This window comes from Janthinobacterium sp. RA13 (assembly GCF_000745325.1).
Classification (GTDB): domain Bacteria; phylum Pseudomonadota; class Gammaproteobacteria; order Burkholderiales; family Burkholderiaceae_D; genus Janthinobacterium; species Janthinobacterium rivuli.
Genome location: NZ_JQNP01000001.1, coordinates 4,797,504 through 4,823,167, shown reverse-complemented (window position 1 = coordinate 4,823,167; position 25,664 = coordinate 4,797,504). Strand labels below are relative to the sequence as shown.

Below are 25,664 nucleotides of genomic sequence, written 5' to 3'. Positions count from 1 at the left end.
GGCGGATCCCGGCTAAACGGCAAAGTTTGATTCTACGCCCAACGCGGCTATCGCGTACTTCACGTATGTAACGAAATATATATGTCGTGGCGGCGCAGCGTGTCCGGGCCAGCCATCGGCCGGCAACCCGCCTGTTTTTTACCCGGTTTTCCACTATTCGAGCCCTATGCCAGAATTGCCAGAAGTCGAAGTCACACGGCGCGGTGTCGCGCCCCATCTCGAAGGGCGCGCCGTGCGCTCCGTCGTGCTGCGCCGCGACGGCCTGCGCTGGCCCTTCCCCCCTGCCCTGGGCGAACAATTGTCCGGGCAAACCATCGGTCTGACGGGGCGGCGCGGCAAATACCTGCTGATCCACTTCCGCCACGGCACCCTGATCATCCACCTGGGCATGTCCGGCCATTTGCGCGTGCTGCCGGCGGGGACGGAGGCGCAAAAACACGACCATTTCGACCTTGTCGTGGAAGACGCGCAAGGGGGCAGCCAGGTGCTGCGCATGACGGACCCGCGCCGCTTCGGCGCCGTGCTGTGGCACGACGAGGCCGATGGCCCGCTGGACGGCCACGCACTGCTGCGGGGACTCGGCACGGAACCGCTGGAAGGCGGCTTCACGGGCCAGCTGCTGTTCGAAAAAACGCGTAACAAGGGCACCAACATCAAGCAGGTGCTGATGGCGGGCGACATCGTCGTCGGCGTGGGCAATATCTATTGTTCCGAAAGCCTGTTCCGCGCGGGGATCAACCCGAAGACGCCGGCCCGGCGCATCGGCCTGGCCCGCTATGAGAAACTGGCGCAAGCGATCCGCGACGTGCTGGCCGAAGCCATCGTGCAGGGCGGCAGCACCCTGCGCGACTTCATCGGCGTGAACGGCCAGTCCGGCTACTTCCAGCAGACGTATTTCACGTACAACCGCGCGGGCAAGCCCTGCCGCGTGTGCGGCGCGCCTATCCGCCAGATCGTGCAGGGACAGCGTTCCACGTTTTACTGCGTGAACTGTCAAAAGTAAGTCATGGGTAAAGGGGAGCAGATGGTCAGAGACCTGGAACAATACAGCGCATGGCGGCAGGACGTGCAGGCCGCCTTGCAGGCATACCGGCAAGCCGCCAGCGCGGCGGGCCTGGTCGACGGCGCCTCCGCGCTGCGCCTGGCGCGCTGTGGTTCCCGCCTGCTCGACGACCGTTTATCCGTCGCCTTCGTGGCGGAATTCTCGCGTGGCAAATCCGAGCTGATCAACGCCATCTTCTTTGCCGGCTACGGCCAGCGCATTCTGCCATCGGGCGCGGGCCGCACCACCATGTGCCCCACCGAGCTGCTGTACGACGCGGCCTGGCCGCCATCGATCCGGCTGCTGCCCATCGAGACGCGCGCGCAAAACCTGTCGACCAGCGACTACCGCGACCTGCCCGCCGCCTGGACCGTCCTGCCCCTGAACATCGAGGCGGGCGACGACATGCAGGACGCCATCCGCCAGGTCAGCCTGACGAAAAAAGTCAGCGTGGAAGAAGCGGCGCGCTACGGCCTGTACGACGCCGACGACGCGGACGCCCCCGCCATGCTGGACGACGACGGCCAGGTGGAAATCTCCATGTGGCGCCACGCCATCATCAACTTTCCCCATCCGCTGCTGAAACAGGGCCTCGTCATCCTCGACACGCCAGGCCTGAACGCCATCGGCACGGAACCGGAACTGACACTGAACCTGATCCCGAATGCGCACGCGGTGCTGTTCATCCTGGCGGCCGACACGGGCGTCACGCGCAGCGATATCGAGGTATGGCGCAACCATATCGGCGCCGGCGCCGGGCGCCTGGTGGTGCTCAACAAGATCGACAGCATGTGGGACGAATTGCGCGGCGATGCCGAGGTGGCGCAAGCGATCGAACGCCAGCAAGCCAGCGTGGCGCATCTGTTGACACTGGACGCGAGTCAGGTGTTTCCCGTCTCGGCGCAAAAAGCCCTGGTGGGCAAAATCAACGACGATGCGGCGCTGCTGGAAAAGAGCCGCCTGCAGGCGCTGGAGACGGCCCTGTTCGAGGAGCTGATCCCCGCGCGCAAGGACATCATCCGGCGCCAGCTGGCGTTCGACCTGGACGCCATCGAAGCGGCGCAGCAGGTGCAGGCGGCAGCCCGCGCGCGCGGCATCGCCGAGCAGCTGCACGAGCTGCACAGCCTGCGCGGCAAGAACCAGAGCGTGATCGCGCACATGATGCGGCGCATCGATATCGAGAAGAAGGAATTCGACAGCAGCCTGTTCAAACTGCAGGCGACGCGCGCCGTGTTTACACGCCTGTCGACGGAGCTGTACACAAGCCTGGGCATGGATATCGTGCGCGACGATATCGACGGCGTGCGCGCCGCCATGCAGCGCAGCCGCTTTTTCACGGGGCTGCGCGAAGCCGTGCGCCAGTATTTCGAGCGCATCGCCAGCAACCTGGACCGCTCGGAAGGCAAGACGGCCGAGATCACGGAAATGATGAACGTGATGTACCGCAAATTCGCCTCCGAACACGGCCTGGCGCTGGCCTTGCCGATGCCGTTTTCGCTGGCCCGCTATCGCCAGGAGATCGCCGATATCGAAGCCGTCTACCATAAGCAGTTCGGCACGGCGACCCTGCTCACCACCAGCCGCGTCGTGCTGATGGAAAAATTCTTCGACACCATCGCCTCGCGCGTGCGCCGCAGCTTCACCAACGCCAACGACGACGCCAGCGCCTGGCTGAAAGTCATCATGGCGCCGCTCGAAGTGCAGATCGTCGAATACAAGGAGCAGCTGAAACTGCGCTTTGCCTCGATCCAGCGCATCCACGACGCCACGGGCAGCCTGGAACAGAAAATCGCCGGCTTCGAAGCCAGCCTGGCGGCGCTCGAACGCGACAAGGCGCAGCTGGCGCAATTGCTGGCCGCCTTGCGCGCAGCCAGCGCGACCTAACAAAAACACTGGAATCCTGCATGAAACGTTTGCTGCATCCGCTCTCGCCCGCCAACGGCGCGGCACCATTTGAAGACTATATCGACTCGACTTTTTCCGCCACCATCATCGCCTGGCAAAAGCAGCATGGCCGCCACGCGCTGCCGTGGCAAAACACGCGCGATGCCTACCTGATCTGGCTGTCCGAAATCATGCTGCAGCAAACGCAGGTCACCGCCGTGCTCGGCTACTACGCGCGCTTCCTCGAACGCTTCCCCACCCTGCGCGATCTCGCTAGCGCGCCCGTCGAAGACGTGATGGCGCAATGGAGCGGCCTGGGCTACTACACGCGGGCGCGCAATCTGCACAAGTGCGCGCAGCGCGTGGTGGCCGAATACGATGGCGTGTTCCCCAGCGACCCGGCCCTGCTGGCCGACCTGCCCGGCATCGGCCGCTCGACGGCAGCCGCCATTTCCGCGTTTTCCAGCGGCACGCGCGCGGCCATCATGGACGGCAACGTCAAGCGCGTGTTTGCGCGCACGTTCGGCATCGACGCCTATCCCGGCGAGAAACGGGTCGAGGAAGCCATGTGGCGCCGCGCCGAAGCGCTGCTGCCTGAAACCGGTATCGAAGCCTACACGCAGGGCTTGATGGACTTCGGCGCCACCCTGTGCACGCGCAGCAGCCCAGATTGCGGCCGCTGCCCGCTGCAGCCGCGCTGCGTTGCCTACGCCACCCATCGGGTTAAAGACTTACCTGTGCGCAAGCCGAAGAAAACCAGCCCGGAAAAACACGCCGTGATGCTGGTCGTCATCGACGACGGCCAGGTGCTGCTGGAGCAGCGTCCCGGCTCGGGCATCTGGGGCGGCTTGCTGTCCCTGCCCGAACTCGATGGCCACGTGCTGGCCGATGCAGACTCTCCACGCGACATCGACCAGGATGCGCTGGCGCGCGCCGTGGCGCCGTTCGGCGAGATCGAATCGCAGGAGCGGCTGCTGCCCATCGTGCACGTGTTTACCCACTACAAGCTGCACATCGTGCCCTGCCGCATCACCCTGGCGCGGCGTCTGGCGCTGGCCGGGGAAGCGACGCATGTCTGGTATGACGGCGCGAAAATCGCGGATGCGCCGCTGCCCGCCCCCATCAAGAAACTGCTGCTGGACCTGTTCGGCGATGCGCGTTCGGCACAGCGCAGCATGTTTTAGTGCGTTTTTTACTGTTCGCGCTGGCGGCGCTGTGTCTGCACGGCGCGCAAGCGGATGACGCACTGCCAGAGGTCCGCATTGGCGTACTGGCCTACAAGGGCGGCGACGCCGTGCAGCAGGACTGGTCGTACGTGACGCGCCACCTGCAGGCCAGCATTCCCGGCATCCGTTTCATCCTGGCCGACTACGACCAGGCGGGCCTGACGCGCGCCGTGCAGTCGCAAGCGATCGCCTTTGCCATCACCAGCAGCGGCCATTACGTGGCGCTCGAACACAGCGACGGCGCCAGCCGCATCGCCACGCTGGAATCGCCGTGGACGGACTCGCCGCGCCAGGCCATCGGCTCGGCCATCGTCGTGCGCAGCGCGTCGCCGCTGCATGACCTCGCCGACCTGGCGGGCAAGAACGTGATGGCCGTGGCGCCCGACGCGTTTGGCGGCTACCAGATCGCCGCGCGCGAACTGCGCGAAGCGGGCATCGATCCCGCGCACGATTTTGCCAGCCTGCGCTACAGCGGTTTTCCCTCGCAGCAGATCATCGACGCCGTCAGGTCCGGGCACATGGATGCGGGCATCGTGCGCACCTGTTTGCTGGAACAGATGGTGGCGCGCGGTGAAGTGCGCGCCGAGGAACTGCGCGTGATCACCACGCGCCCGATACCCGGCTTTCGCTGCGCCAGCTCGTCGCGGCTGTATCCGGACTGGCCCTTCGTGGCCCTGCGCCAGACGCCGCCCGCGCTGGCAAAAAAAGTGGCGCAGGCCCTGCTGGCCATGCCGCGCACCGAAGAAGGCTATAGCTGGACGGTGCCCAGCGATTACCAGATCGTCGATGAACTGTTCCGCGACTTGCACATCGGTCCCTACGCCTATCTGGACAAGCTGACGTTCGAGACGGCGCTGCGCCGCTACTGGGGCTGGATGCTGCTGGCGCTGGCCCTGCTCGTGGCCTGGGCCGTGCACACGGTGCGCGTGGAATACCTGGTCAGCCGGCGCACGGAGCAATTGCGCGCGGCCCAGCACCAGCAGCGCGCGCTGGAAGAGCAGGCGCGCCAGCGCCAGGCCACGCTCGATCACACGGCGCGCCTGGCGATTTTGGGCGAGATGGCCAGCGCCATCGCGCACGAATTGAACCAGCCGCTGGCGGCCATCGGCAATTTCGCGCGCGGCATGGCGCGCCGCATCACGGCGGGCCGCCTCGACGCGGCGCCGCTGCTCGATGGCGCGCAGGAAATCGCCACGCAAAGCGAGCGTGCGGGCGCCATCATCCGCCACATCCGCGCGATGGCGCAAAAGCGTCCCGCGCACAGCACCGCCTTCGCTCTGGCCGACGCCGTGGAGCAAGCCATATCGCTGTTCCGCGCGGCCCATCCACAGGCAAGGATAGACTGGCGCCACGACAGCGCCAGGCTTGCGCCACGCGTGCTGGCCGACCCACAGCAAGTGCAGCAGGTGCTGCTCAATTTATTGAAAAATGCGCTCGACGCGCAGGTGGAAAACGACAATCCCGCACACCCCATCGGCGTGCTGCTGCACCGTGAAAACGGCGCCTGCACGGTGGCCGTGCGCGACGCCGGCTGCGGCCTCGATGCGGCGCAGATGGCGCGCTTGTTCGAACCATTTTTCACCACCAAGGCTGAAGGCCTGGGCCTGGGCATGTCGCTCAGCAAAAGCATCATCGAATCGTTCGGCGGCAGCCTGTCGGCACACGCCAACGCGGATGCGCCGGGCTTGACGGTCTGGTTCCGCCTGCCCGAAGATAGCCATATGGAAGCGCACAAGGAAATACAAGAGGAAACACCATGAGTGAAAGCGATGCGATCATCTTTGTCGTCGACGACGACGCCGCCATGCGCCGCTCGCTGGCCTATCTGTTCGATTCGGCCGGCTGGCAAGTGCAGACGTTCGAATCGGCGCGCGATTTCCTGCAACGCTACGAGGGTCAGGCGCCTGGCTGCTTGCTGCTCGACGTGCGCATGCCTTTGATGAGCGGGCTGGAGCTGCAACAGGAGTTGTCGCGCCATGCGATCGCGCTACCCGTGATTTTTTTGAGCGGCCATGGCGACCTGGCCATGGCCGTGCAAACGATGAAGGCCGGTGCCTGCGATTTTCTGGAAAAGCCGTGCAAGGATCAGGTATTGCTGGACGCCGTCTCGCGCGCCGTGGCCCGCAGCGTGGCAGAAAGCCGCAGCGCCGCCAGCGCGAATACGGCGCAAACGGCACTCGCCAGGCTCACCGCGCGCGAGCGCGAAGTGGCGCTGCTGATGGCCGAAGGCAAAGCCTCGAAAATCATCGCCCGCGAGCTGGGCATCAGCGACAAGACGGTGCAGGTGCACCGCCATAACACGATGGAAAAACTGGGCCTGCATTCAGCAGCCGAGGTGGCCCGGCTGCTGATGGCCAGCGGAGAGATTTAACCGGGGTCAGACCCGCCGGGTCTGACCCCAGCCGTTACGACCTTGGGATAATCCGTGCCGGCAGTCCCTGCCGCACCGACGTGCCCGAGACGGGATCGACAAACACGTTCTTGTCGCCGCGGCTCGGGTCCGTCAGCCCCAGGTCATTCAGGTTGATGCCGGCGCCGATTGCCGGCTCGTCGGGCTGGCGCGATTTGCCGATGCGGTGGGCGCGCGCGCCGTGCTCCTTGTGGCCGAAACCGTGTTCGATGGCGATCACGCCACGCTGCACGCCATGGCGCAGCATCACCGTGGCCCTGGCCTTGCCGCCCGGCGTTTCCAGGTAAATTTCATCGCCATTTTGCAGCTTCAAGCGCGCCGCATCGTCAGGATGCACGGCGACCGGGTTGTCGGGATGGATGCCGCGCAAGCGCCGCGCGCCGATGCTGTACGAGTTTTGCAGCGCGGATTTAAAACTGATCAACTCGAACGGCCATTCGCTGGCCGGATAGGTTTTACGCACGGGCGTGCCGTCGGCAAACGCCGCCACTCTCCACGCGGGCGTACCGGGGAAACGCTTGCCGCTCAAGCTGTTCTTGCTCACACCCAGGCCTTCGTTGTACAGCATCATCGGTTTCAGATAGCGGTGCGTGGACCAGTCCTGCGGGTACGGCGTCTCGTCAATCATCGGCACAGGAGCAGCCTGCGCCTTGGGGTTCGCGGGCGGCGGCAGGCGCAGGCCGAACATCTCGCCATAGCTCTGGTAGCGCCCTCCCCGCGCCAGCATGAAGGCCACCTTGCGCCACTCTTCCGGCTTCAGGGTGCGCTCCAGTTCGGGGCGGATGCGGGCAACGCCGGACAGCTCGATGTCGTCGTCGCTGGCGTCAGGCACGGACGTCTTGCCTTGCCAGGCGATGTTGGCGCCGCCGCGCAGATACCAGTCTTCCGCGCGCTGCAGGGGGAAGCGCTGGCCATCCATGTCTTGCAAGGCATCCGGACCGAAGCCGGGCAAGGCCATCGTTTTTGCCAGCGCGATGAAGAACGATTCCATGCAGATGGTCTGGCCGTCCGGCGTTTTTTGCACGCGCGGTTCGACCACGGGCCAGCGCGCCGTGCTCATTTTGACGGGCATGCCGCCCCAGGCGCCGGCCCAGCCCCAGCTTTCATACAGCAAGGTATCGGGCAGCAGGTAGTCGGCAAACGCCGAGCTTTCATTGATGAAGGGGTCGATGGCCACGATCAGGGGAATCTTTTTCGGATCGGCCAGCTCCTTGCCGATCTGCGCGCGCAAGCCCGTGATGCCGTAGACGGGATTGCAGCTCCACAGGATCAGCGCCTTCAGAGTGTACGGATAGCCGTTCATGGCGCTGGTCAGCCACTCGGTCGCCAGCGCGGGCGCGTTCGGATACCACGGCGCCCTGGCTGGATACGCCTTGCCCGCTTCCTTCTTCAGCTTGAATTCCGAGGTTTTTTCATACGGCACATTGCGCCCGATCGGCATGCCGGCCGCCTTGATCTCGCCGTCGAAACTCTCGAGGTTGTAGCGCGGGCCGGGTCCCGCATCCTTGAAGCTGCCGCCGTTGACGAGGGTGCCGCCCTTGCGGTTCAAATTGCCGATCAGGGTATTGAGCATGACCAGCGCATACGCGTTGTAAAAGCCCGCGCCCGACATCATGCCGCCATGGGCATTGACGGCCGCGCGCTTGCCATGGCTGGTGAGTTCCTGCGCCAGGCCTTCGATGATGTCGCGCCCGATACCGCAGGCGGCCGAATACTCGTCCATGCTGTGGCGCTGCGCTTCTTCGTTGAGCATCGTCATGGCCGTCTTCAGGTGCAGCGGCGCGCCAAGCACGTCCAGCGGGCCGTCGAAGAACAATCGCGCCTCGCCCTTGGCGGCATTGTGCGGCACGATGGCTTGCGTGGCGGCGTCGATCACGCAGTAGGCGTCGCCATCCTTGTAGCGCTCTTCTTCCGCCAGCTCCACCGCACCGATGTCCGACGCGCGCAGGTAGCGGCCGTCGCGCGCGTGGCCCTTTTCGTTGATGATCAGGTGCGTGGCGTTGCACCAGGCGGCTTCGCCCGCCGCTTCCGCCACCTTCAGATTCGGCTGCACGAGGAAGTTGCGGTCATAGCGTTCGTGCTCGATGATCCAGCGGATCATGGCCATGGCCAGCGCGCCGTCCGTGCCCGGTTTGATCGGCACCCAGCGGCTGCGGTCGCCCGCGGCCAGGCTGTCCGCATTCGTCAGCACGGGGTCGACGACGACGTAGCTGAATTCGCGCTTGCCGGAACGGGCCTTGGCGATCAGAGTACCCTGGCGTTTGAACGGGTTGCCCGCATTGCCCGGCGCCGTGCCGACGAAAATGCAGAATTCCGTGTTTTCCAGGTCCACTTTCGCATGCGGCATTTTCTTCATGTCGCCGAACATGGCGCCCGAGCCGCTGCGGTAGGCGCCGCCGCAATACGAGCCGTGGTTGACCAGGTTCAGACTGCCGTACGACTGCTTGAAAAAGCGCGTGCCGAACGCCAGGCGGCCATCGTCGGTGCTGCACATCAGGCCCACCTGATTGACTTGCGGGCCCAGTTCCGGCTGCGCCGGATCGATCGGTTTTTCCAGCTCGCGCAAGGCGCGCAAGCCCTGCACATGGCCTTCGCCAAACAGGTCGCCGCCTTCCGTCACTTCCTTCACCAATTGGTCAAAGGCGATCGGTTCCCACTGGCCGCCGCCCCGCGGTCCCACACGCTTCATGGGCGCCAGCACGCGGAACGGCGACTCCATCTGTTCCAGCACGCCGTTGCCGCGGCCGCAAGCCGTCGAACGGCCTTTCAAGCCCTTTTCCTGGAAGCGCGACAGCGACACAAAACTGTCGCGGATCGAAGTTTGATATGGCAGCGCAGGGTCTGCCGACAGGGGGCTGTACGGGTTGCCCGCCACGCGCAGCACCTTGCCGCTTTTTTTATCCAGGCGCACGCGCACGCCGCAAAACGTGGTGCAGCCCATGCACATGGTGTAGCTGACCTGCTGGTCCGGATTGACGGTCAGCTTGCCCGTCGCCGTGTCGACGGAAAACTCGGGCGACAGAGAGTTGCCATGCAGTTTCTGCACGGGTTTATCTTTACCCAGCGCGTGGTCGACCATGCGGCCGGCCGTGGTGGAAAAGCTGGCGGCAAAGGCGGCCAGGCCGCCGCCAATGGCGCCGTAGCGTAGCAGCTTGCGGCGTTTTTCGTTTTCGTCTTCAGGGCCGTCGTTGCGGTCGTCGTTGTTTGTGCGTTCGTTCATTTTTGACTCCTCAGTGCGTGGCCATGGCGGGACGGTTGCGCAGCATGCGTCCGGCCCATGGCAAAAATTCCAGCATCAGCAACAGCAGCGCGAGCCACAGGCCGGCCGTGCCGATGATCCCCATCAAGCCATCGTTCCCCATCGGCAGATGGTAGTCATACAGGCCTGCCCCCGTCTTCGGGATCGTCTGGCCGCCGATAAAAATCGTCCAGCGCATCATCCAGGCGCTGTGCAGCGCGATCAGGCCGTTGACCAGGCCACTGGTGGCCGGGCGCCAGATGGCCAGCGCCATCGGCACGATGGACGACAGCACGGCCCACACAGCCGTGAGCTGCCATTGCGGCATGCCGGCCACCTGGGTGAACGCCATGCTGTGGCTGGCGCTCACGCCAGAGAGACTCACGAACAGCCAGCCGCCGCCCAGCGCCAGCACCAGCGCCAGCGACAGGGCCAGCGCGCGGTTCAGCGACACTTCCAGCGCCTGCTCGCGGCCCGGCAGGAAACGGTTGAACAACAGCGCCAGGCCCACCGCTCCCACGAATGCCGTGGCGGCAAATTGCGCCGGCAGGAAAGGCGTGAACCACAGGGGGCGGGCACGTACCACCATCACTTCCATGCCCGTGTACAGGCCCACGACAAAGGCGGCCAGCAAGGTGAAGGCGGCGGCGGTGACGATGGCCTTGCGCGATGCGGCGCCACCGCGCCCCAGCAGGCGGTAGGCCCAGGCCAGGCGATCCTGCCCCTGCCCCCGCGTGGAAAAGTCCACGCGCAGCGCCAGCCACGCGTACAGCATCAGACAGCCCAGATACAGAGGAATGAAGAACGAGCCCCACGACATCCACGATTGCGGCTGGAAGTAAATATAGAAGTGGTAGAAGCGGCCCGGCCCGTGCAAGTCGGCCAGCAGCGCCACGGGCGCCGTCATGCCGCAGACGAGGGACGCCAGCAGCGCGATGCGCCCCAGGCGTTCATACGCCTTGCGGCCGAAAACGAAGTACGGCAGGGTCAGCATGAAGCTGCCGTAACTGAGGCCGATGAGGAAAAAATACTGCACCGCCCACGGCAACCATGCCGCTTCGCGCGTGACGTTGACAATTTCGGTGATGTGGCTGTCCATGGTTTATTTCCCGTGTTTGCTCGGTTGCCAAAGAGTCGCTTCGCCCTCGACGTGGCCGGCGAAACGCGTATCCAGTCCCAGGTAAAACACGTGGGGCTGGGTGCCCTGCTCGGGTTTCAGTACCTTCACCTTGTTCTCGGTGAGCAGCTGATGCACCAGGCTTTCAGGGTCATTGAGGTTGCCGAAGATGCGCGCGCCGCCCACGCAGGTTTCCACGCAGGCCGGCAGCAAGCCTTCATCGACCCTGTGCGCGCAGAACGTGCATTTGTCGGCCTTGCCCGTCTCGTGGTTGATGAAGCGCGCGTCGTACGGGCACGCTTGCACGCAGTAGGCGCAGCCCACGCAGCGGTCGCCGTCGACGACGACGACGCCATCCTTGCGCTGGAAGGTGGCGCCCACGGGACAGACGGGAATGCAGGGGGGATTGGCGCAGTGGTTGCACAGGCGCGGCAGCATGTAGGTGCCGCAGCGGTTCTCTTCCTTGACTTCATAGGTCGAGACGACGGTGCGGAAGCTGTTTTCCGGCACGGCGTTTTCCATGATGCAGGAGACCGTGCAAGCCTGGCAGCCGATGCACTTCTGCACGTCGACCACCATCGCCCAGCGCTGGCCGCCTTCGCCCTTGGTGGCCGCCTTGCTGGGCAGCGGCGCGATGGCCGCCCCGATGGTTACGGCTGGCAAGGCGCGCAAGAAACTGCGGCGCGATTCAATCATGACACTCTCCTTGACTATGGGCGGCAAGCCCTTGTTGACTTGCTGCCATGATAGAAAAGAAGGCGCTGCGGGGATATTGGGGTGATAGTGCGGGGACCTAGATGATCATGCCAATTGACAGGATCGACAATGCGGAGTAACGGCGCCGCGCCAGCAATGTTGTCGGATTCCCCATGACCGCCTGCATTGGTAGGTCGGGTTAGCCGGCACGGCGTAACCCGACACGCAGCGTCACGCGAGCATGTCAGTGCCCGCAGTGACCGTTACAGCTCGTCGAGCGAATACAACCGGCGATGCTCGCGGATCGCGTAGCGGTCCGTCATGCCGGCGATGTAGTCGGCGATCTTGCGCGCCTGTTGCGTGACGTCGCCATCCTTGATTTGATAGTCGGGCGGCAGCAGGGCCGGTTCGGCCATGAAGCTGTCGTACAGTTCGCGTACGATGCGGCTCGCTTTGACGCGCATGCGGTTGACCTGGTAGTGGCGGTACAGGTTCTCCCGCAGGAAGCGTTTCAGCTCCGTCGCGTCCTTGCGCATGGCGTCCGAAAAACGGATCAGTGGAGCGCTGGCGCGCACTTCGTTCACATCACGCGGGGCGGCATCGGCAATGAGCTGCGTCGAGGTGACGATCAGATCGTCGGCCAGTGCCGTGATCAGGCGGCGCAGGGTTTCGTAGATGGCGCGCCGGCCCGACAGACCCGGGAACGCCTGCTGCACCTCGCGCCACAGGCGGCCGAAAAATTCCACCTCTTCCAGCTGGGCGATGGTTATCAGGCCGGAACGCAGGCCGTCGTCGATATCGTGGCTGTTGTAGGCGATTTCATCGGCCAGGTTGGTCAGCTGCGCTTCCAGGGTCGGTTGCGTACGGTCGATGAAGCGCTGTGCCACGGGACCGAGTTCGCGCGCATGCGCCAGCGAGCAGTGTTTTAATATGCCTTCGCGCGTCTCGAACATCAGGTTCAAGCCATCGAAGGCGCCGTAGTGCTCTTCCAGCGTGTCGACCACGCGCAGGCTTTGCAGGTTGTGTTCGAAGCCGCCATGCTCCTGCATGCATTCATTGAGCACGTCCTGGCCCACGTGGCCGAACGGCGTGTGGCCCAGGTCATGCGCCAGCGCGATGGCTTCCACCAGGTCTTCGTTCAGGCGCAGGTTGCGCGCAATCGAACGCCCCACTTGCGCCACTTCCAGGCTGTGCGTCAGGCGCGTGCGAAACAGGTCTCCCTCATGGTTGAGGAACACCTGGGTCTTGTATTCGAGACGGCGGAAGGCCGAGGAGTGGATGATGCGGTCGCGGTCGCGCTGGAACTGGCTGCGCGAGGCGTGCGGCGCCTCGGCAAAGCGACGTCCCTGCCCCTGTGCCGAGTGGGCCGCATACGGAGCCAGGAAGTCTTCCGGCAGCATGTTATTGCACTCCGGCGGCCAGTGTGGCCAGCACCAGTTCATGGGGTGCGGACGTGATGCTTGGGCTGCCCAGGGGTTTCAACAGGATGAATTTGATGGCGCCGCCCTCGTTCTTCTTGTCGACCTCCATCAGTTCCAGCCAGCGCGCGACACCGAGGTCCGGCGCCTTGACGGGCAGGCCGGCGGCGGCGACGAGTTTGCGCACGCGCTCGACGGCTGCCTGGTCGATATAGCCCATGCGGCACGACAGGTCCGCCGCCATCACCATGCCGCAGCCGACGGCTTCGCCGTGCAGCCAGTGGCCGTAGCCCAGGCCCGCCTCGATGGCGTGGCCGAAGGTGTGGCCGAAGTTCAGGATGGCGCGCAAGCCGCCTTCACGTTCGTCCTGGCGCACCACATCGGCCTTGATTTCGCATGAGCGGGCGATCGCGTAGGCCAAGGCGCCCTTGTCGCGCGCCATCAGCTTGGCCATGTTCGCCTCGATCCAGTCGAAAAACGCGGCATCGATGATGGCGCCATGCTTGATCACTTCGGCCAGGCCCGCCGACAGCTCGCGCGCCGGCAGGGTTTCCAGGGTCGAGGTGTCGGCGATCACGGCGCGCGGCTGGTAGAAGGCGCCGATCATGTTTTTGCCCAGCGGGTGGTTGATGCCCGTCTTGCCGCCGACGGAGGAATCGACCTGCGCCAGCAGGGTGGTCGGCACCTGCACGAAGCCGATGCCGCGCATGTAGCTGGCGGCCGCATAGCCGGTCAGGTCGCCGATCACGCCGCCGCCCAGCGCCACCAGGGTGGTCTTGCGGTCGCATTTATTGGCCAGCAGCGCGTCGAAGATCTGCATCAGGCTGGCCCAGTTTTTATACTCTTCGCCGTCCGGCAGGACGATGCAGATCACTTCGCGGCCATCGCTGGCCAGCGCCGCCTGCAGGCGGCCCAGATACAGGGGCGCGACGGTGGTATTGGTGACGATGGCCACCTTGTGGCCGCTGATATGGCGCAGCAGCGCATCGGCGTCAGCCAAGAGGCCGGGACCGATGGCGATCGGATAACTGCGTTCGTCGAGGTCTACGCTCAACAACATTTTGGATTGCTCGTTCATGGAAGGCTCTGCATGAATAACGCAGTTGGGCGAGGCCTCGCATTCGAGGCTGGCCAGCTGCATCAGGATGGTCTGGACCATCGATTGTACGTTAGGACGGCCCGTGTCGATGACAATGTCGGCCACTTCCATGTAATGGGGCTCGCGCTGCGCCGTCAGCTCTTCGAGCTTCCTGCGCGGGTCGGCCGTCTGCAGCAGCGGACGATTCTTGTCGTGGCTGGTGCGCGCCAGGATGTTGCTGACGCTGGCGCGCAGATACACGACCGTGCCCCGTTCCTTCAGGTAGGCGCGGCTGTCGGCGTTGAGGATGGCCCCGCCGCCCGTGGCCATGACGATACCTTGCTGGGCGCTCAGGTCGCGGATGACCTCGGCCTCGCGCCGGCGAAAGCTGGCCTCGCCCTCGATTTCAAAGATCCACGGGATGGTCGCGCCCGTGCGTGCCTCGATTTCGTGGTCGGAATCGACAAAGCGCAAGCCCAGCTTGCGGGCCAGGATGCGCCCGATCGTGGTTTTGCCTGCGCCCATGAGGCCGACAAGAAAAATATTACTGTTGGAAATTTCGGACACTTTTTATATCAATCAATCAGAAAATAACGGGTGCCGCCCTCGACGGCCCCCGCTCCCCCCGCAGGTCAAGGACAGGAGAATGTCAGTCTAAACGGGTAACTGGTGGCGTTGCCCAGCGGCGTCGTCACTGTCACATTAAACGTATTGACTACATCGGCTACACAGCTGGTCGGCGTCATACTGTTAATTGTAACGGTATGCAGGCTGCCCTGGTTACCCTTGATGTTGTTGCCCGTCCTGTCATCGACACCAAGCATATTGTGCGGGTAGATATTTTGCACGCTCGCCGGCAACACTGACACCTGCCCATTGACGGCATTCGTGATTGTCACCGTACTACCGGATGGCATGGGATTTTGATGCAGATCGCTGATCAGCAGGCGGAATGTGCGGGGCAGGCTCGCCGACCGGGAACCCAGGTCATACGCCTGTGTCCCCAGGACAGCGGTGCTGCCATCGTCGTTCGTCAGGAAGACCTTGTCAGGATGGCTGTCGCTCAAGAAGATCGCGATCTTGGCAAACAATGTCGTGCTGCCATCCGACGTGCTGGCACACACGGTCGCCAGGCCCGGCCAGTTACTGTCCGCCGTGCCGCCGTTTTTGAGGTCATTGCAGGGCGTCGCCGGCGGATTGGTCGCCACACGCGGATTCTGGCTGCGGAAATCGACCGAGCAGCCGCCATTGGTGGTGGTGCAGCCACCCATGCTCGATGAACCGATAGCGCCCAGGTTGCTCTGGAACGCCACCGGCGTGCCATCCGGTACCGGATTGCCCGCCTGGTCCGCCAACAGGACAGTGACGGTGGTGGCGGGGTTGCCCACGCCGCTGTCATAGGACCAGCCTTCCACGTTGGATTTAACCACGCTCAGCGAAAATGCCGTTTGCACGGGCAAGCCGGTCGTCACCAGGATGGAGTCGGACAAGGTGGATACGCCGGATGCCAGGCTGGCCTTGACGCGGAACGTCGTCGGCGTAAGACCGGAATTGACCGTGGTGATGACTTCACCGTTGGCATCGGTGATGTCCTTCAGCTTATTCAACGTCACACCCGGGCCGTTCAGCAGCGAGAAAGTGACTTCCTGGCCTGGCAAAGGTCTGTTGAAAGTATCGAATACGCGGAAAGTCAGGGTCGCCGTTTCCGTGCGCGACAAGCCGCCCTGGCCTTGAATGACAAGCGATTTCCCCACCGGACTAACGGCGGAAAACTGTACCGACGCCGGCGTCGCCCGCGCGACGTTCAGGGTGGCGTGCAGTGCGGCGTTGCTACCGGTCACGGAGGCAAACAGCATGTCCGCGCCGCCGCAACCGAGATCGCGGTACACGGCCGTCGCCTTGCCATTGACGGCCGGCACGCCGCTGCTCACGCTGGCTTTGCCCGCGGAGACACAGTTCGAACCAAAATCCACCGTTACTCCCGTACCGGTGTAGGCCTTGCTGCCAGCCATGATATCAACCGACACATTTGCCGTGCCATAGGCAGGGATGCTGGCAGGCGAAAATGTCATGTTGGCCAGCGTCAGATCTGTTGTGCCCAGCACATAGTTAATTTGAGTGCTGGCAAGAGCACCATTTACTGTCGTGCTAGCCCGCAAGCTAGCGGCGCCGCTGCTCGTCAGACTGAAAGGACGCATGGTAACGCTGGCCATACCCGTCGCGTCAGTCAGTGCCGTCCCTACTGACGGGGACAGTACAGCAACGGCATTGTCGGTAGAAAAAACTACCAGGACATCGGCGATCGGCTTGCCGCTCAAGTCGGTAACAAGCGCCTTGGCCGTCAATGGCGTGGCGCTCGACAATGCATTGCTGGCGCTATTACCGTTCAGCAAGGAAAGCGTCATTTTCGCGCCAGCAGCCTGCGCTGCCTTGATTTCATAGCTCGCCTCGCCGGTGACCGTGGCGGTGGCCGTTGCGACAGTGGCCGTCAGCTTGCCCGCACCGGTTACTGCTGCATTCAGGGCCGAGACGGTGATGCTGGCATAGCCCTTGGCATCGGTCAGTGCCGTGCCGTTGGTCGACGACATCGTTACCAGCGTGGCATCGGCCGAAAACGTGACCACGGCATTGCTGACGGGAACGCCATTTTTATCGTTGACGAGCGCCTTGGCCGTCAGCGGCGTCGTGCTGCTTAGCGTACTGCCAGGCTGGCCAGCAGCGTTAAACAGGCTTACCGTGACCGTCGCGGCCACCCCGCCCGTCGTGCCGCCACTGCTGCCGCCATCGATGGTCGGATCGCCGCCACCGCCGCCGCACGCGGCCAGCAAGGCGCCCAGCGCCAGCAAGACCAGCCAATTCGCTACCCGACTCCAATAAGTGTTGCTCAAAGATACATTCCGCATAGTCGCCATCAGTCCGCTTTCGTTTGCATTGTTACTTAAACGTAAAGATGTGACATTAACGTGTTGCTGGCCGATCTGCCACTATTTTCGGCGTAATAAACACCATCAGTTCCGTTTTTTCTTGACTGCGGCCCGTGCTGCGGAAAAAAACACCGAGCACGGGGATGTCGCCCAGCAGCGGCACCTTGCTGTCCGTGCCCCGCTCGGATTGCTGATAAATACCGCCCAGCACCACCGTGCCGCCGTCTTCCACCATCACTTGCGTGCGCACGTGCTTGGTGTCGATGGCAAAGCCGGAACGCGTTTCCTGGCCCACGCTATCCTTGTTGACGTCCACTTCCAGCACCACGTTGCCGTCCGGCGTGATCTGCGGCGTCACTTCCAGGCGCAGGTTCGCCTTGCGAAAGGTGATCGACGTGGCGCCGCTGCTGGTGGCCACCTGGTACGGCAGCTCGATGCCCTGCTCGATCAGCGCCAGCACCTTGTCGGCCGTCACCACGCGGGGACTGGAAATGATCTTGCCCCGGCCGTCCGCTTCCAGCGCGGACAGTTCCAGGTTCAGAAAACGGTTGGCGGCCGCCGAAAACAGGCTCAGGGCGAAGCTGGCCGGCTGCAAGCCATTGATGCTGGCGGCGGGCAAGTTGACGAATTGCGAGTTCGGCACGAAGGCGCCGCTGCCGCCCACCGTTTGCCCCGTCGCCTCGCCCACGCCCTGGTAGCTGCCGCCGATGGCCGCGCGACGTCCGCTGCCGCCCAGGGAAAAACCGGGCAACTGGCCCGCCGCCAGGCGCTGGTCCGTAAAACCCAGGCGCGCGCCCAGGTTGCGGCTGAAGCTGTCATTCGCCTCGACGATGCGCGCCTCGATCATCACTTGCCGCGTAGCAATATCCGTCTTCGCGATCAACTGACGTATCTGCTCCAGGCGCACCGGCACGTCGGTGACGAACAGCTGGTTCGTGCGCGGCTCGATCAGCACGCTGCCACGGCGCGACAGCAAGCGGCTGCGCCCTTCCCCCGCATCGAGGCCGAACACGCTGCGGAACGCTTCGGCCTTCTGGTAATTGAGCTGGAAGATGGCTGATTGCAAGGGTTCCAGTTCGGCGATCTGGGCGCGCGCTTCGAGCTCCAGTTTTTCGCGCGCCAGCATTTCCTCGCGCGGCGCGATCCACAGCACGCTGCCATTGCGCCGCATCTCCAGGCCCTTGGCCAGCAACAGCACGTCGAGCGCCTGGTCCCACGGCAAGTCGCGCAGGCGCAGGGTCACGTTGCCCGCCACGCTGTCGCTGGCAACGATATTTTGCCCCGACGCATCGGCCAGGATGTGCAGGGCCGCGCGCACGCCCACGTTCTGGAAATCAACGGAGATTTTGTCGCCCGCATACAGACGCGGCGCCGTCACGTTCACCACGGCATCCTGGGCCAGGCTGCTGGCATGCAGGCACAGCACGGCGGCCAGGAACATGTGGCGCGGCCTCACGGCGCCGCCTCGGGCAAGCTGGCCTTCGGCCCCGCCCCCGCCACCTGCAAGGCCAGGCTGCCGCGCCGCTCGCGCCAGGGGCCATCCGCCTCGCGCAGCAATTCACGGTACTGCAGCGCCCGTTCACTGATGTCCGTCACCACGCCGTGATCTTGCCCCAGGTACTGGCCCACTGCCACCCGGTACACACGCTGGCCCGCCAGCAGCAGCGCGCTCAGGCGGCCGTCCTGCTGCACGCTGCCGACCATGCTGATGGCCGGCAAGGCCACGCTTTCCAGCGCTTCGCGCACACGGCGCGGATCAGGCCCCGCCACGCCGCCACGCTGACCGGACTCGGGCGCTGGCGGCAATGCATTGAAAGGATCGGACAGGGCCGCCGCCGCGTAGGGATACGGCGCGACGGCGGCAAGCGGGCGCCAAGTTGGTGTCACTGCGGGCGCGCTGGTCTTTGGAGACAATGCCGCTTGCGCCGCCCGCTCCCCCGCTTCAGGCAAGCGATACGCGTGCAGCACGGCATCGAGGGTCAGCAAGCGATCCTTGCCGAGGTTCAAGGCCAGTTCGTGCACCGTGACGAGGCGCGGCAGGCCCGCCAAATCCGCCAGCAGCGCGCCCATGGCGTGGTAGCCGCCACGCAACTGTATGGCGATCGGCAAGGCGACATACGGCGCTTGCGGCTGGGACGCACCGGGCTTGAACAGGGAAAATTGCAAGCCGCGCGACTGGCCTGCGGCGTTAATCTGCGTCAACAGCTGCGCCATCGCCTGCTGATCGGGTAATTGCTGCTCCAGCAGGGCCAGTTCGGCGCCGGCCTGGCGCTGCTGCGCGCGCCATTGCGGCAACTGCTGCGCCCTGGCCCGCGCCGACAGATAAGTGGCGCGCAAGCGGGCCTCCTCACTTTGCGCCACCTGCACGGCAGTCATCAGCCCAGCCAGCCACACGGCGTGCAGCAGCGCGGCCACCAGCGTAGCGGCCAGGGTGGCGCAAGCGAGGCGCGCGGGTAGCGGCCACAGCGACGCGGTCTTCAAGCTCAGCATGATCAACCTCCACCACTAAGATTGTCCATCGGGTGCCAAAGCCAGCCGTATCGTCCATTCCACGGCGCCATTGGCCGCGCCGCGCACTTCCAACACTTCCGGACGGGACCAAGGCGCCGCCTGCCCGAGCGCCAGCAGCAATGCCGCGACCTTGTCCTGCGATGCAGCCTGCCCCTGCAAGCGCACCATCGCCGTTTCCTGGCGCACACTGTGCAAGGAAACGCCGGCCGGCATTGCCCGGGCCAGCGCGTCCAGCATGCGCACCCAGGCATTGCGTTGCTCTTGCAAACTGGCCATGGCCTGCTGGCGCAGCAGCAGCGCCGCCGTCTCTCCCTGCACCCGCTTGCCAGCGACAAGCATGGCATCGACTTGCTGCATGGCACTGCGCCAGCCCTCCTGGCGGCCCAGTTGCGCGTCGAGCTGGTGGCGCAGCCAGGCGCCTGCCGCCAGGGCCAGCAGCAATCCCAGCAGCGCCCCGCCCGCCAGTTGCCACAGCAGCAGCTGAATGCGCCTGCGCCGTGCCGCAGTGCGATATGGCAACAGGTTGATGCGCTGCATGGGCGCCCGGCCCGTCATCGGGCGTACCGGTGCATGGCCAGGCCCCAGGCCAGCTGGTAGGCCTCGCCACCGTCGGGCAAGGCTTGCCAGCCACCTTGGGCGAGCGCCGCCTGCAAGGCCAGCGCCTCGCTATCCATGACGACGGCCAGCAAGCCCGCCGCCCTGGCCGCATCGAGACGGCGCTGCACGCTGGCCCGCCGCGCCGCCACCAGCAGCACGTCGACTTCCTTGCCTGTCGTGCCGGGCAGCGGCGGCGCGGGGCCGAGAATGCAAAAATCCAGGCTGGCGTCTTCCAGCGCGAACGGCATGTATTGCCCCGCTTCCAGTTCCACGAGGATTTCCAGCTGCTCTTCCGGCAATCCGGCGGGCAAGCGGATCGCATGCGTGATCAGGGCCGTGGCCGGCATGGCCAGCGCCACCCGCGTGCAGGTGCTGCCACTGTCGCGATGAGCCTGGCGCAGGGCATCGGCCAGGCCCTGCATGTCCTCGACATTGCCCTCCAGTAGCACGCCGGGCGCCAGCGCGGCGGCGCCGCAATGCCGGCACGACAGTTTTCCACGCCGGCGCCGCAACTCGACCACGCGCACGGCATCGTCCGCGATGTCGACGCCCAGCAAGCCGATGCCAAGAAAATTGCTGATGGATATGTTTTTCATGGAGAAACGTCAGCGTGGGAGGGATTCCTGCCATCCGAAAGCCTAGTCCCGGCAGCGCTGGCTTGTAAATGGATTTCACGCCGGCGTCTGCTGCGCGCGGCGCCTATCTGGCCGGGCCGTGATCTGGCGCAGAATAATTGTTACCAAATCCTGGTTGCCAGCGAGCCAATACACGCTTATATAGAGTATCGGCAAGTTTCGACTGTCCCCCAGGCAAGCGCCACGGCGCGCTGCCACCCCGGCAAGCTCGCTTATAATTGGCCGGCATAATTAACCGAAAGACATACGACGCATGACATCTTCAAAATCCGCTGGCCCCGCTGGCTCGAAGCCGCCCACCAAGGGCAGCAAACCCAAACGTTTCCTGCTGATGGCCCTGGCATCGCTGCTGGGCCTGGGCATCGTCGGCGTCTTGCTGGTGGTCTTTGGCCTGGCCATGGCCTATCCGAACCTGCCGGCGCTCGATACCTTGACCGATTACAAGCCCAAGATGCCGCTGCGCGTGTTCACGTCCGACAGCGTGCTGATCGGCGAATTCGGCGAAGAGCGCCGCAACATGGTGCACATCAAGGATATTCCCGATGTCATGAAGAAAGCCGTGCTGGCCATCGAAGATGACCGCTTCTATGAACATGGCGGCGTCGATTACCTGGGCATCACGCGCGCGGCCCTGCACAACCTGACGGGCGGCGCCAAGCAAGGCGCGTCGACCATCACGCAGCAGGTGGCGCGCAATTTCTTCCTGTCCAGCGAACAGACCCTGAAACGCAAGGCGTATGAAGTCTTGCTGGCCTGGAAGATCGAGAAAAACCTCAGCAAGGACCAGATCCTCGAAGTGTATATGAACCAGATTTATCTGGGACAGCGCGCCTACGGCTTCGCTTCGGCCGCGCAAATCTATTTCGGCAAGAACATCCAGGACCTGACCGTGGCCGAAGCGGCCATGCTGGCCGGTTTACCAAAAGCGCCATCGGCCTACAACCCCGTCGTCAATCCGAAACGCGCGCGCATGCGCCAGCAATACATCCTGCAGCGCATGGCGCAGCTGGGCTACATCACGCCGGAGCAATACACGGAAGCCAAGAATGAAGAGCTGAAAGTGAAAACCGACAGCAGCGCCTTCGGCGTGCACGCGGAATACGTGTCGGAAATGGCGCGTCAGCTGGTCTACGAGCAATTCAAGGAAGACACGTATACGCGCGGCCTGAACGTCTACACCACCATCACCAAGGCCGACCAGGACGCCGCCTACATCGCCTTGCGCAAGGGCGTGATGGATTACGAGAAACGCCACGGCTACCGCGGCCCGGAAGCGTATATCGAGATTCCGAAAACCAAGGCCGAAGCCGATGACGCGATCGAGACGGAACTGGCCGACCATCCGGACAGCGACGACATCATCGCCGCCATGGTGCTGCAGGCGTCGCCCAAGTCCCTCCAGGCAGTCACCTCAGCCGGCGAGGAAATCACCATTACCGGCCCCGGCCTGACCTTCGGCGCGGCCTGGCTGTCGGACAAAGCGGCGCCTAACCGCCGCATCAAGCGCGGCGCCGTGATCCGCGTCATGCAAGAAGGCAATGCCTGGGTCTTGACGCAAATGCCGGAAGTGCAATCGGCGTTCGTCTCGGCCAGCACCACGGACGGCGCCATCCGCGCCATGGTGGGCGGCTTCGATTACAACCGCAACAAGTTCAACCACGTCACACAGGCGTGGCGCCAGCCCGGTTCGGCCTTCAAGCCCTTCATCTATTCCGCGTCGCTGGAACGGGGCCTGTCGCCTGCCACCATCATCAACGACGCGCCCATCTCGTTCGACGCGGGCCAGACTGGCGGCCAGGCGTGGGAACCGAAGAACTACGACAGCAAATACGATGGTCCGATGACCATGCGCAAGGGTTTGATGAAATCGAAGAACATGATTTCCATCCGCATCCTGCACAAGATCGGCGCCAAGTATGGCCAGGAATACGCGACGCGCTTCGGCTTTGACGCGGACAAGAACCCGCCGTACCTGACCCTGGCCCTGGGCGCCGGCAACGTGACGCCGCTGCAGATGGCGGGCGCGTACGCCGTGTTCGCCAACGGCGGCTACAAGATCAACCCGTACCTGATCGCCAAAGTGACCGATAGCGATGGCAATGTGTTGTCGCAAGCCAAGCCGGACCTGGCGGGCGAGGAAGCCAACCGGGTCATCGACGAGCGCAATGCCTTCATGATGAACAGCATGCTCAACGACGTCGTGCGCTTCGGCACGGCGAACAAGGCCATGGCCTTGAAACGCCCTGACCTGGCCGGCAAGACGGGCACGACCAACGATTCCATCGATGCGTGGTTCGCCGGCTACCAGGCCAAGCTGGTGGGCATCGCGTGGATCGGCTACGACCAGCCGCGCAACCTGGGCAACCGGGAAACGGGCGGCGGCCTGGCCTTGCCGATCTGGATCAGCTACATGGCGAAAGCCCTGAAAAGCATTCCCGTCGAGGAACGCGCCGTGCCGGAAGGCCTGATCCACGTGGGCGACGAGTATTACTATGCGGAAAATCCACCGGGCACGGGCGTCGGTAGCCTGGAAGGCGCGGCGCGCGGCACGCCGGAGGAAGAGAAAGCCAAGGAAGCCGTGAAGAACGAGCTGTTTTAAGATCGTTTGACGCAAAAAGGGCAGCCTGAAGAGGCTGCCCTTTTTTATTGCGCGCGGCTAAAACAATTACTTCAGCACAACGGGAGCACCGGCCTGCTCGCTGGCCATGGCCGACAGGGCCGCGAACAGTTCCGAACCGTCGCGCGTGTTGATCCACTCGTCGCCCACGCGCTTGTAGTGGAAACCGCCGGAACGGGCGGCTACCCACATCTCGCGCATGGGGGCCTGGCTGTTGACGATGATTTTCGTGCCGTTATCGATGAATTCGATTTCCAGCACATTGCCGCTGCGGCTGCATTCGACGTCGAGCACGTCTTCATCGTTCAGCCGGTCCAGCGCCGCCTCGATCTGGGTCAGGGTGGCTTCGGCCAGGGCCAGGAATTCCGATTCGCTCATGCTACACTCCAAAGATCTTAATCAAACCGTGATTCTAATCGTGAAGTCATCCTCAGCGTTTTATATCGGCACCGCCATTGTGGTTTCTAGCGTCCTGGCCGGCTGCGGCCAGCCTGGCCCCCTGTACCTGCCCAAGCCGCCAGCGGCCAAGGGTGCGCCAGCCAAAGGCCCCGTCGAACCGGCGCCCGTGCCGCCGCCACCGGTGATCGTGCCGGCAACCTAAGTCGAGCGTACCGGGGTGGCTGCCTTGGCCGCCCTGACGCTCTTCTCCCGCTTGTTCCAGGCGAAAACCACGCGTATTAACAGCAGTAGCGCGACGATACTGCCAAAAAGTATCGGTTGCGCGAAATTATGCTTGCCCGCCTTCATCCACCAGAAGTGCAAAATGCCCAGCGGCGCGATGATGTAAATCAACCGGTGCAGCCACTGCCAGCGCTTGCCCCCCAGGCGTTTGACCATGCCGTTCGTGCTCGTCAGGGCCAGCGGAATGAGCAAGACGAAGGCGATGAAACCCACGGTGATGAACGGCCGCTTGAGCACATCCTTCCACATTTCCTGCACATCAAAAAAGTGATCGAACCATAAAAAAGTGGTGAAGTGCAGTGCCGCGTAGAAAAAGGCGAACAGGCCCAGCATGCGCCGCAACTTGATCAGCCAATTCCATTGCGTGAGGCGCCGCAAGGGCGTCACCGCCAGGCTGATGCAAAGGAAATACAGGGTCCAGTCCCCCGTGCCGCGCGTGATGAATTCCAGCGGCTCCACCAGTTGCCCCGTGTACGTCAGCCACACCATGCGGGCAAACGGCAGCAGTGCCAGCAAAAAAACCAGACTTTTGAATAGCGACAATTGTCTCGGCGTGGGGTTGAAGGCCATGGTCTTTCCTTAAAAGAACTTCTTCAGATCCATGCCCGCGTACATGGAAGCGACATCGTTGTAGCCATTGAACATCAGGGTCTTGCGCTTGCGCGTGAGGAAACCGTCCTCGCCGATGCGCCGCTCGGAAGCTTGCGACCAGCGCGGATGATCGACGTTGGGGTTCACATTCGAGTAAAAACCATATTCGGACGGCGCCGACAGGTTCCAGGACGTGCGCGGCTGTTCCTTGACGAAACGGATCTTGACGATGGATTTGGCTGACTTGAAACCATATTTCCACGGCAAGACCATGCGCACGGGTGCGCCATTCTGGTTCGGCAAGGTTTCGCCATACATGCCCAGGGTCAGCAGGGCCAGCGGATGGTTCGCCTCGTCGATGCGCAAGCCTTCCGTATACGGCCACTGCAGCACGCGGCTGCCCACGCCCGGCATCTGCTTCTTGTCGGCCAGGGTGATGAATTCCACGTACTTGGCATTGCCCGTCGGCTCGACCTTCTTGATGATTTCCGAGAAGGAATAACCGACCCACGGGATAACCATCGACCAGCCTTCCACGCAGCGCAAGCGGTAGACGCGCTCTTCCAGCGGCGCCAGCTTCAGCAGCGCGTCGAGGTCCAGGGTCATCGGCTTCTTGACTTCGCCTTCGATGCTGACGGTCCAGGGCCGCGTGCGCAAGGTGCCCGCGTTTTGCGCCGGGTCGCTCTTGTCCGTGCCGAACTCGTAGAAATTGTTGTAGGTGGTGGCGTCTTTATAGGCCGTCTGCTTTTCCAGCGCCGAATAGGCGGGATTGAGCTTGGCCGCCAGCTTGGGATTGATGCCTTGCGCGAACGCTTCGCGGCTGGCCATTTCCAGCAAGGCCGCACTGGACATCGAGCCCAGCGCCACTTGCTTGATAAAGCTGCGGCGCGATTCAAACACGGCGCGCGGCGTGATTTCGGAAGAATACGGCAACTCAATGCCGTTGGGACTGCGCTTGATCAACATGGCGGCTCCGGAAAAAGGTGATTGGATATACCT

General features: G+C 63.8%; 19 protein-coding genes and 1 pseudogene. 7 read left to right on the top strand and 13 right to left on the bottom strand.

Going from position 1 to position 25,664, the window contains the following annotated elements:
* The first annotated feature begins 166 nt into the window (after nucleotides 1–166).
* The 5 genes from mutM to FG13_RS21290 are packed head-to-tail and all read left to right on the top strand — an operon-like array spanning nucleotide 167 to nucleotide 6,523.
* On the top strand, nucleotides 167–1,003 hold the full coding sequence (gene mutM, locus FG13_RS21310; RefSeq protein WP_035824059.1) for a bifunctional DNA-formamidopyrimidine glycosylase/DNA-(apurinic or apyrimidinic site) lyase: 837 nt from the start codon (nucleotides 167–169) through the stop codon (nucleotides 1,001–1,003).
* Nucleotides 1,004–1,024: 21 nt separating this feature from the next.
* The gene (locus FG13_RS21305; protein WP_035824057.1) at nucleotides 1,025–2,926 is read left to right on the top strand and encodes a dynamin family protein; all 1,902 of its coding nucleotides are present in this window, start codon (nucleotides 1,025–1,027) and stop codon (nucleotides 2,924–2,926) included.
* 20 nt (nucleotides 2,927–2,946) lie between these two features.
* Entirely contained in the window at nucleotides 2,947–4,110 is a 1,164-nt protein-coding gene (gene mutY / locus FG13_RS21300; protein WP_051959327.1) for an A/G-specific adenine glycosylase, read from the top strand.
* Nucleotides 4,110–5,912: a sensor histidine kinase gene (locus tag FG13_RS21295; protein WP_051959325.1), complete on the top strand. Its 1,803-nt coding sequence runs from the start codon at nucleotides 4,110–4,112 to the stop codon at nucleotides 5,910–5,912. Before mutY ends, FG13_RS21295 begins: the two co-directional genes overlap by 1 nt.
* On the top strand, nucleotides 5,909–6,523 hold the full coding sequence (locus FG13_RS21290) for a response regulator transcription factor (protein WP_035824055.1): 615 nt from the start codon (nucleotides 5,909–5,911) through the stop codon (nucleotides 6,521–6,523). Before FG13_RS21295 ends, FG13_RS21290 begins: the two co-directional genes overlap by 4 nt.
* Nucleotides 6,524–6,557: 34 nt before the next feature.
* On the opposite strand, the gene FG13_RS21285 is transcribed toward FG13_RS21290, so the two are convergent.
* The 10 genes and pseudogenes from FG13_RS21285 to pilM form a co-directional block, all read right to left on the bottom strand.
* Nucleotides 6,558–9,782 (bottom strand): molybdopterin dinucleotide binding domain-containing protein, encoded by a 3,225-nt coding sequence (locus FG13_RS21285; RefSeq protein ID WP_051959323.1) that lies wholly within the window; start codon nucleotides 9,780–9,782, stop codon nucleotides 6,558–6,560.
* 10 nt (nucleotides 9,783–9,792) lie between these two features.
* The gene (gene nrfD, locus FG13_RS21280) at nucleotides 9,793–10,899 is read right to left on the bottom strand and encodes an NrfD/PsrC family molybdoenzyme membrane anchor subunit (RefSeq protein ID WP_035824053.1); all 1,107 of its coding nucleotides are present in this window, start codon (nucleotides 10,897–10,899) and stop codon (nucleotides 9,793–9,795) included.
* A 3-nt stretch (nucleotides 10,900–10,902) separates the two neighbouring features.
* On the bottom strand, nucleotides 10,903–11,613 hold the full coding sequence (gene dsrO, locus FG13_RS21275; RefSeq protein ID WP_051959321.1) for a sulfate reduction electron transfer complex DsrMKJOP subunit DsrO: 711 nt from the start codon (nucleotides 11,611–11,613) through the stop codon (nucleotides 10,903–10,905).
* A gap of 263 nt (nucleotides 11,614–11,876) precedes the next feature.
* Entirely contained in the window at nucleotides 11,877–13,013 is a 1,137-nt protein-coding gene (locus FG13_RS21270) for a deoxyguanosinetriphosphate triphosphohydrolase (protein WP_035824051.1), read from the bottom strand.
* Nucleotide 13,014: 1 nt separating this feature from the next.
* Nucleotides 13,015–14,634 (bottom strand): bifunctional shikimate kinase/3-dehydroquinate synthase AroKB, encoded by a 1,620-nt coding sequence (gene aroKB / locus FG13_RS21265; protein WP_035824048.1) that lies wholly within the window; start codon nucleotides 14,632–14,634, stop codon nucleotides 13,015–13,017.
* 107 nt (nucleotides 14,635–14,741) lie between these two features.
* On the bottom strand, nucleotides 14,742–17,012 hold the full coding sequence (locus FG13_RS21260) for an Ig-like domain-containing protein (protein WP_161784200.1): 2,271 nt from the start codon (nucleotides 17,010–17,012) through the stop codon (nucleotides 14,742–14,744).
* 55 nt (nucleotides 17,013–17,067) lie between these two features.
* Nucleotides 17,068–18,393 (bottom strand): annotated as a pseudogene (locus FG13_RS21255) (type IV pilus secretin PilQ); the annotation flags it as partial.
* A 92-nt stretch (nucleotides 18,394–18,485) separates the two neighbouring features.
* The gene (locus FG13_RS29135; RefSeq protein ID WP_152598823.1) at nucleotides 18,486–19,523 is read right to left on the bottom strand and encodes a pilus assembly protein PilP; all 1,038 of its coding nucleotides are present in this window, start codon (nucleotides 19,521–19,523) and stop codon (nucleotides 18,486–18,488) included.
* Between the two features lie 15 nt (nucleotides 19,524–19,538).
* On the bottom strand, nucleotides 19,539–20,081 hold the full coding sequence (locus tag FG13_RS21245; protein ID WP_158300069.1) for a PilN domain-containing protein: 543 nt from the start codon (nucleotides 20,079–20,081) through the stop codon (nucleotides 19,539–19,541).
* A gap of 14 nt (nucleotides 20,082–20,095) precedes the next feature.
* Nucleotides 20,096–20,737: a pilus assembly protein PilM gene (pilM, locus tag FG13_RS21240; protein ID WP_051959318.1), complete on the bottom strand. Its 642-nt coding sequence runs from the start codon at nucleotides 20,735–20,737 to the stop codon at nucleotides 20,096–20,098.
* A 292-nt stretch (nucleotides 20,738–21,029) separates the two neighbouring features.
* On the opposite strand from pilM, the gene FG13_RS21235 reads away from it, so the two are divergent.
* Nucleotides 21,030–23,375: a penicillin-binding protein 1A gene (locus tag FG13_RS21235; protein WP_035824043.1), complete on the top strand. Its 2,346-nt coding sequence runs from the start codon at nucleotides 21,030–21,032 to the stop codon at nucleotides 23,373–23,375.
* Between the two features lie 66 nt (nucleotides 23,376–23,441).
* On the opposite strand, the gene cyaY is transcribed toward FG13_RS21235, so the two are convergent.
* On the bottom strand, nucleotides 23,442–23,771 hold the full coding sequence (gene cyaY / locus FG13_RS21230; protein ID WP_035824041.1) for an iron donor protein CyaY: 330 nt from the start codon (nucleotides 23,769–23,771) through the stop codon (nucleotides 23,442–23,444).
* A 40-nt stretch (nucleotides 23,772–23,811) separates the two neighbouring features.
* Between cyaY and lptM the strand changes: the two genes are divergently transcribed.
* Nucleotides 23,812–23,994 (top strand): LPS translocon maturation chaperone LptM, encoded by a 183-nt coding sequence (gene lptM, locus FG13_RS21225; RefSeq protein WP_034778304.1) that lies wholly within the window; start codon nucleotides 23,812–23,814, stop codon nucleotides 23,992–23,994.
* Here the strand turns inward: lptM and FG13_RS21220 are convergent.
* Both FG13_RS21220 and msrP read right to left on the bottom strand, forming a co-directional pair.
* Complete coding sequence (locus tag FG13_RS21220) at nucleotides 23,991–24,644, bottom strand: sulfite oxidase heme-binding subunit YedZ (protein ID WP_035824039.1); 654 nt, start codon at nucleotides 24,642–24,644, stop codon at nucleotides 23,991–23,993. The genes lptM and FG13_RS21220 overlap by 4 nt on opposite strands.
* 9 nt (nucleotides 24,645–24,653) lie before the next feature.
* A complete protein-coding gene (gene msrP / locus FG13_RS21215) occupies nucleotides 24,654–25,631 on the bottom strand; it encodes a protein-methionine-sulfoxide reductase catalytic subunit MsrP (protein ID WP_035824037.1) in 978 nt (325 codons plus the stop codon).
* Nucleotides 25,632–25,664: the final 33 nt, after the last annotated feature.

What these genes read in the sequence shown, in the direction of transcription:
- FG13_RS29135 (WP_152598823.1), bottom strand. Translation starts at nt 19,523, where the DNA reads ATGCTGAGCTTGAAGACCGCGTCGCTGTGGCCGCTACCCGCGCGCCTC.
- FG13_RS21290 (WP_035824055.1), top strand. Translation starts at nt 5,909, where the DNA reads ATGAGTGAAAGCGATGCGATCATCTTTGTCGTCGACGACGACGCCGCC.
- FG13_RS21245 (WP_158300069.1), bottom strand. Translation starts at nt 20,081, where the DNA reads ATGCAGCGCATCAACCTGTTGCCATATCGCACTGCGGCACGGCGCAGG.
- dsrO (WP_051959321.1), bottom strand. Translation starts at nt 11,613, where the DNA reads ATGATTGAATCGCGCCGCAGTTTCTTGCGCGCCTTGCCAGCCGTAACC.
- aroKB (WP_035824048.1), bottom strand. Translation starts at nt 14,634, where the DNA reads ATGGGCGCAGGCAAAACCACGATCGGGCGCATCCTGGCCCGCAAGCTG.
- FG13_RS21235 (WP_035824043.1), top strand. Translation starts at nt 21,030, where the DNA reads ATGACATCTTCAAAATCCGCTGGCCCCGCTGGCTCGAAGCCGCCCACC.
- FG13_RS21270 (WP_035824051.1), bottom strand. Translation starts at nt 13,013, where the DNA reads ATGCTGCCGGAAGACTTCCTGGCTCCGTATGCGGCCCACTCGGCACAG.
- mutM (WP_035824059.1), top strand. Translation starts at nt 167, where the DNA reads ATGCCAGAATTGCCAGAAGTCGAAGTCACACGGCGCGGTGTCGCGCCC.
- nrfD (WP_035824053.1), bottom strand. Translation starts at nt 10,899, where the DNA reads ATGGACAGCCACATCACCGAAATTGTCAACGTCACGCGCGAAGCGGCA.
- FG13_RS21305 (WP_035824057.1), top strand. Translation starts at nt 1,025, where the DNA reads ATGGTCAGAGACCTGGAACAATACAGCGCATGGCGGCAGGACGTGCAG.
- FG13_RS21285 (WP_051959323.1), bottom strand. Translation starts at nt 9,782, where the DNA reads ATGAACGAACGCACAAACAACGACGACCGCAACGACGGCCCTGAAGAC.
- cyaY (WP_035824041.1), bottom strand. Translation starts at nt 23,771, where the DNA reads ATGAGCGAATCGGAATTCCTGGCCCTGGCCGAAGCCACCCTGACCCAG.
- mutY (WP_051959327.1), top strand. Translation starts at nt 2,947, where the DNA reads ATGAAACGTTTGCTGCATCCGCTCTCGCCCGCCAACGGCGCGGCACCA.
- FG13_RS21260 (WP_161784200.1), bottom strand. Translation starts at nt 17,012, where the DNA reads ATGCGGAATGTATCTTTGAGCAACACTTATTGGAGTCGGGTAGCGAAT.
- pilM (WP_051959318.1), bottom strand. Translation starts at nt 20,737, where the DNA reads ATGAAAAACATATCCATCAGCAATTTTCTTGGCATCGGCTTGCTGGGC.
- msrP (WP_035824037.1), bottom strand. Translation starts at nt 25,631, where the DNA reads ATGTTGATCAAGCGCAGTCCCAACGGCATTGAGTTGCCGTATTCTTCC.
- FG13_RS21220 (WP_035824039.1), bottom strand. Translation starts at nt 24,644, where the DNA reads ATGGCCTTCAACCCCACGCCGAGACAATTGTCGCTATTCAAAAGTCTG.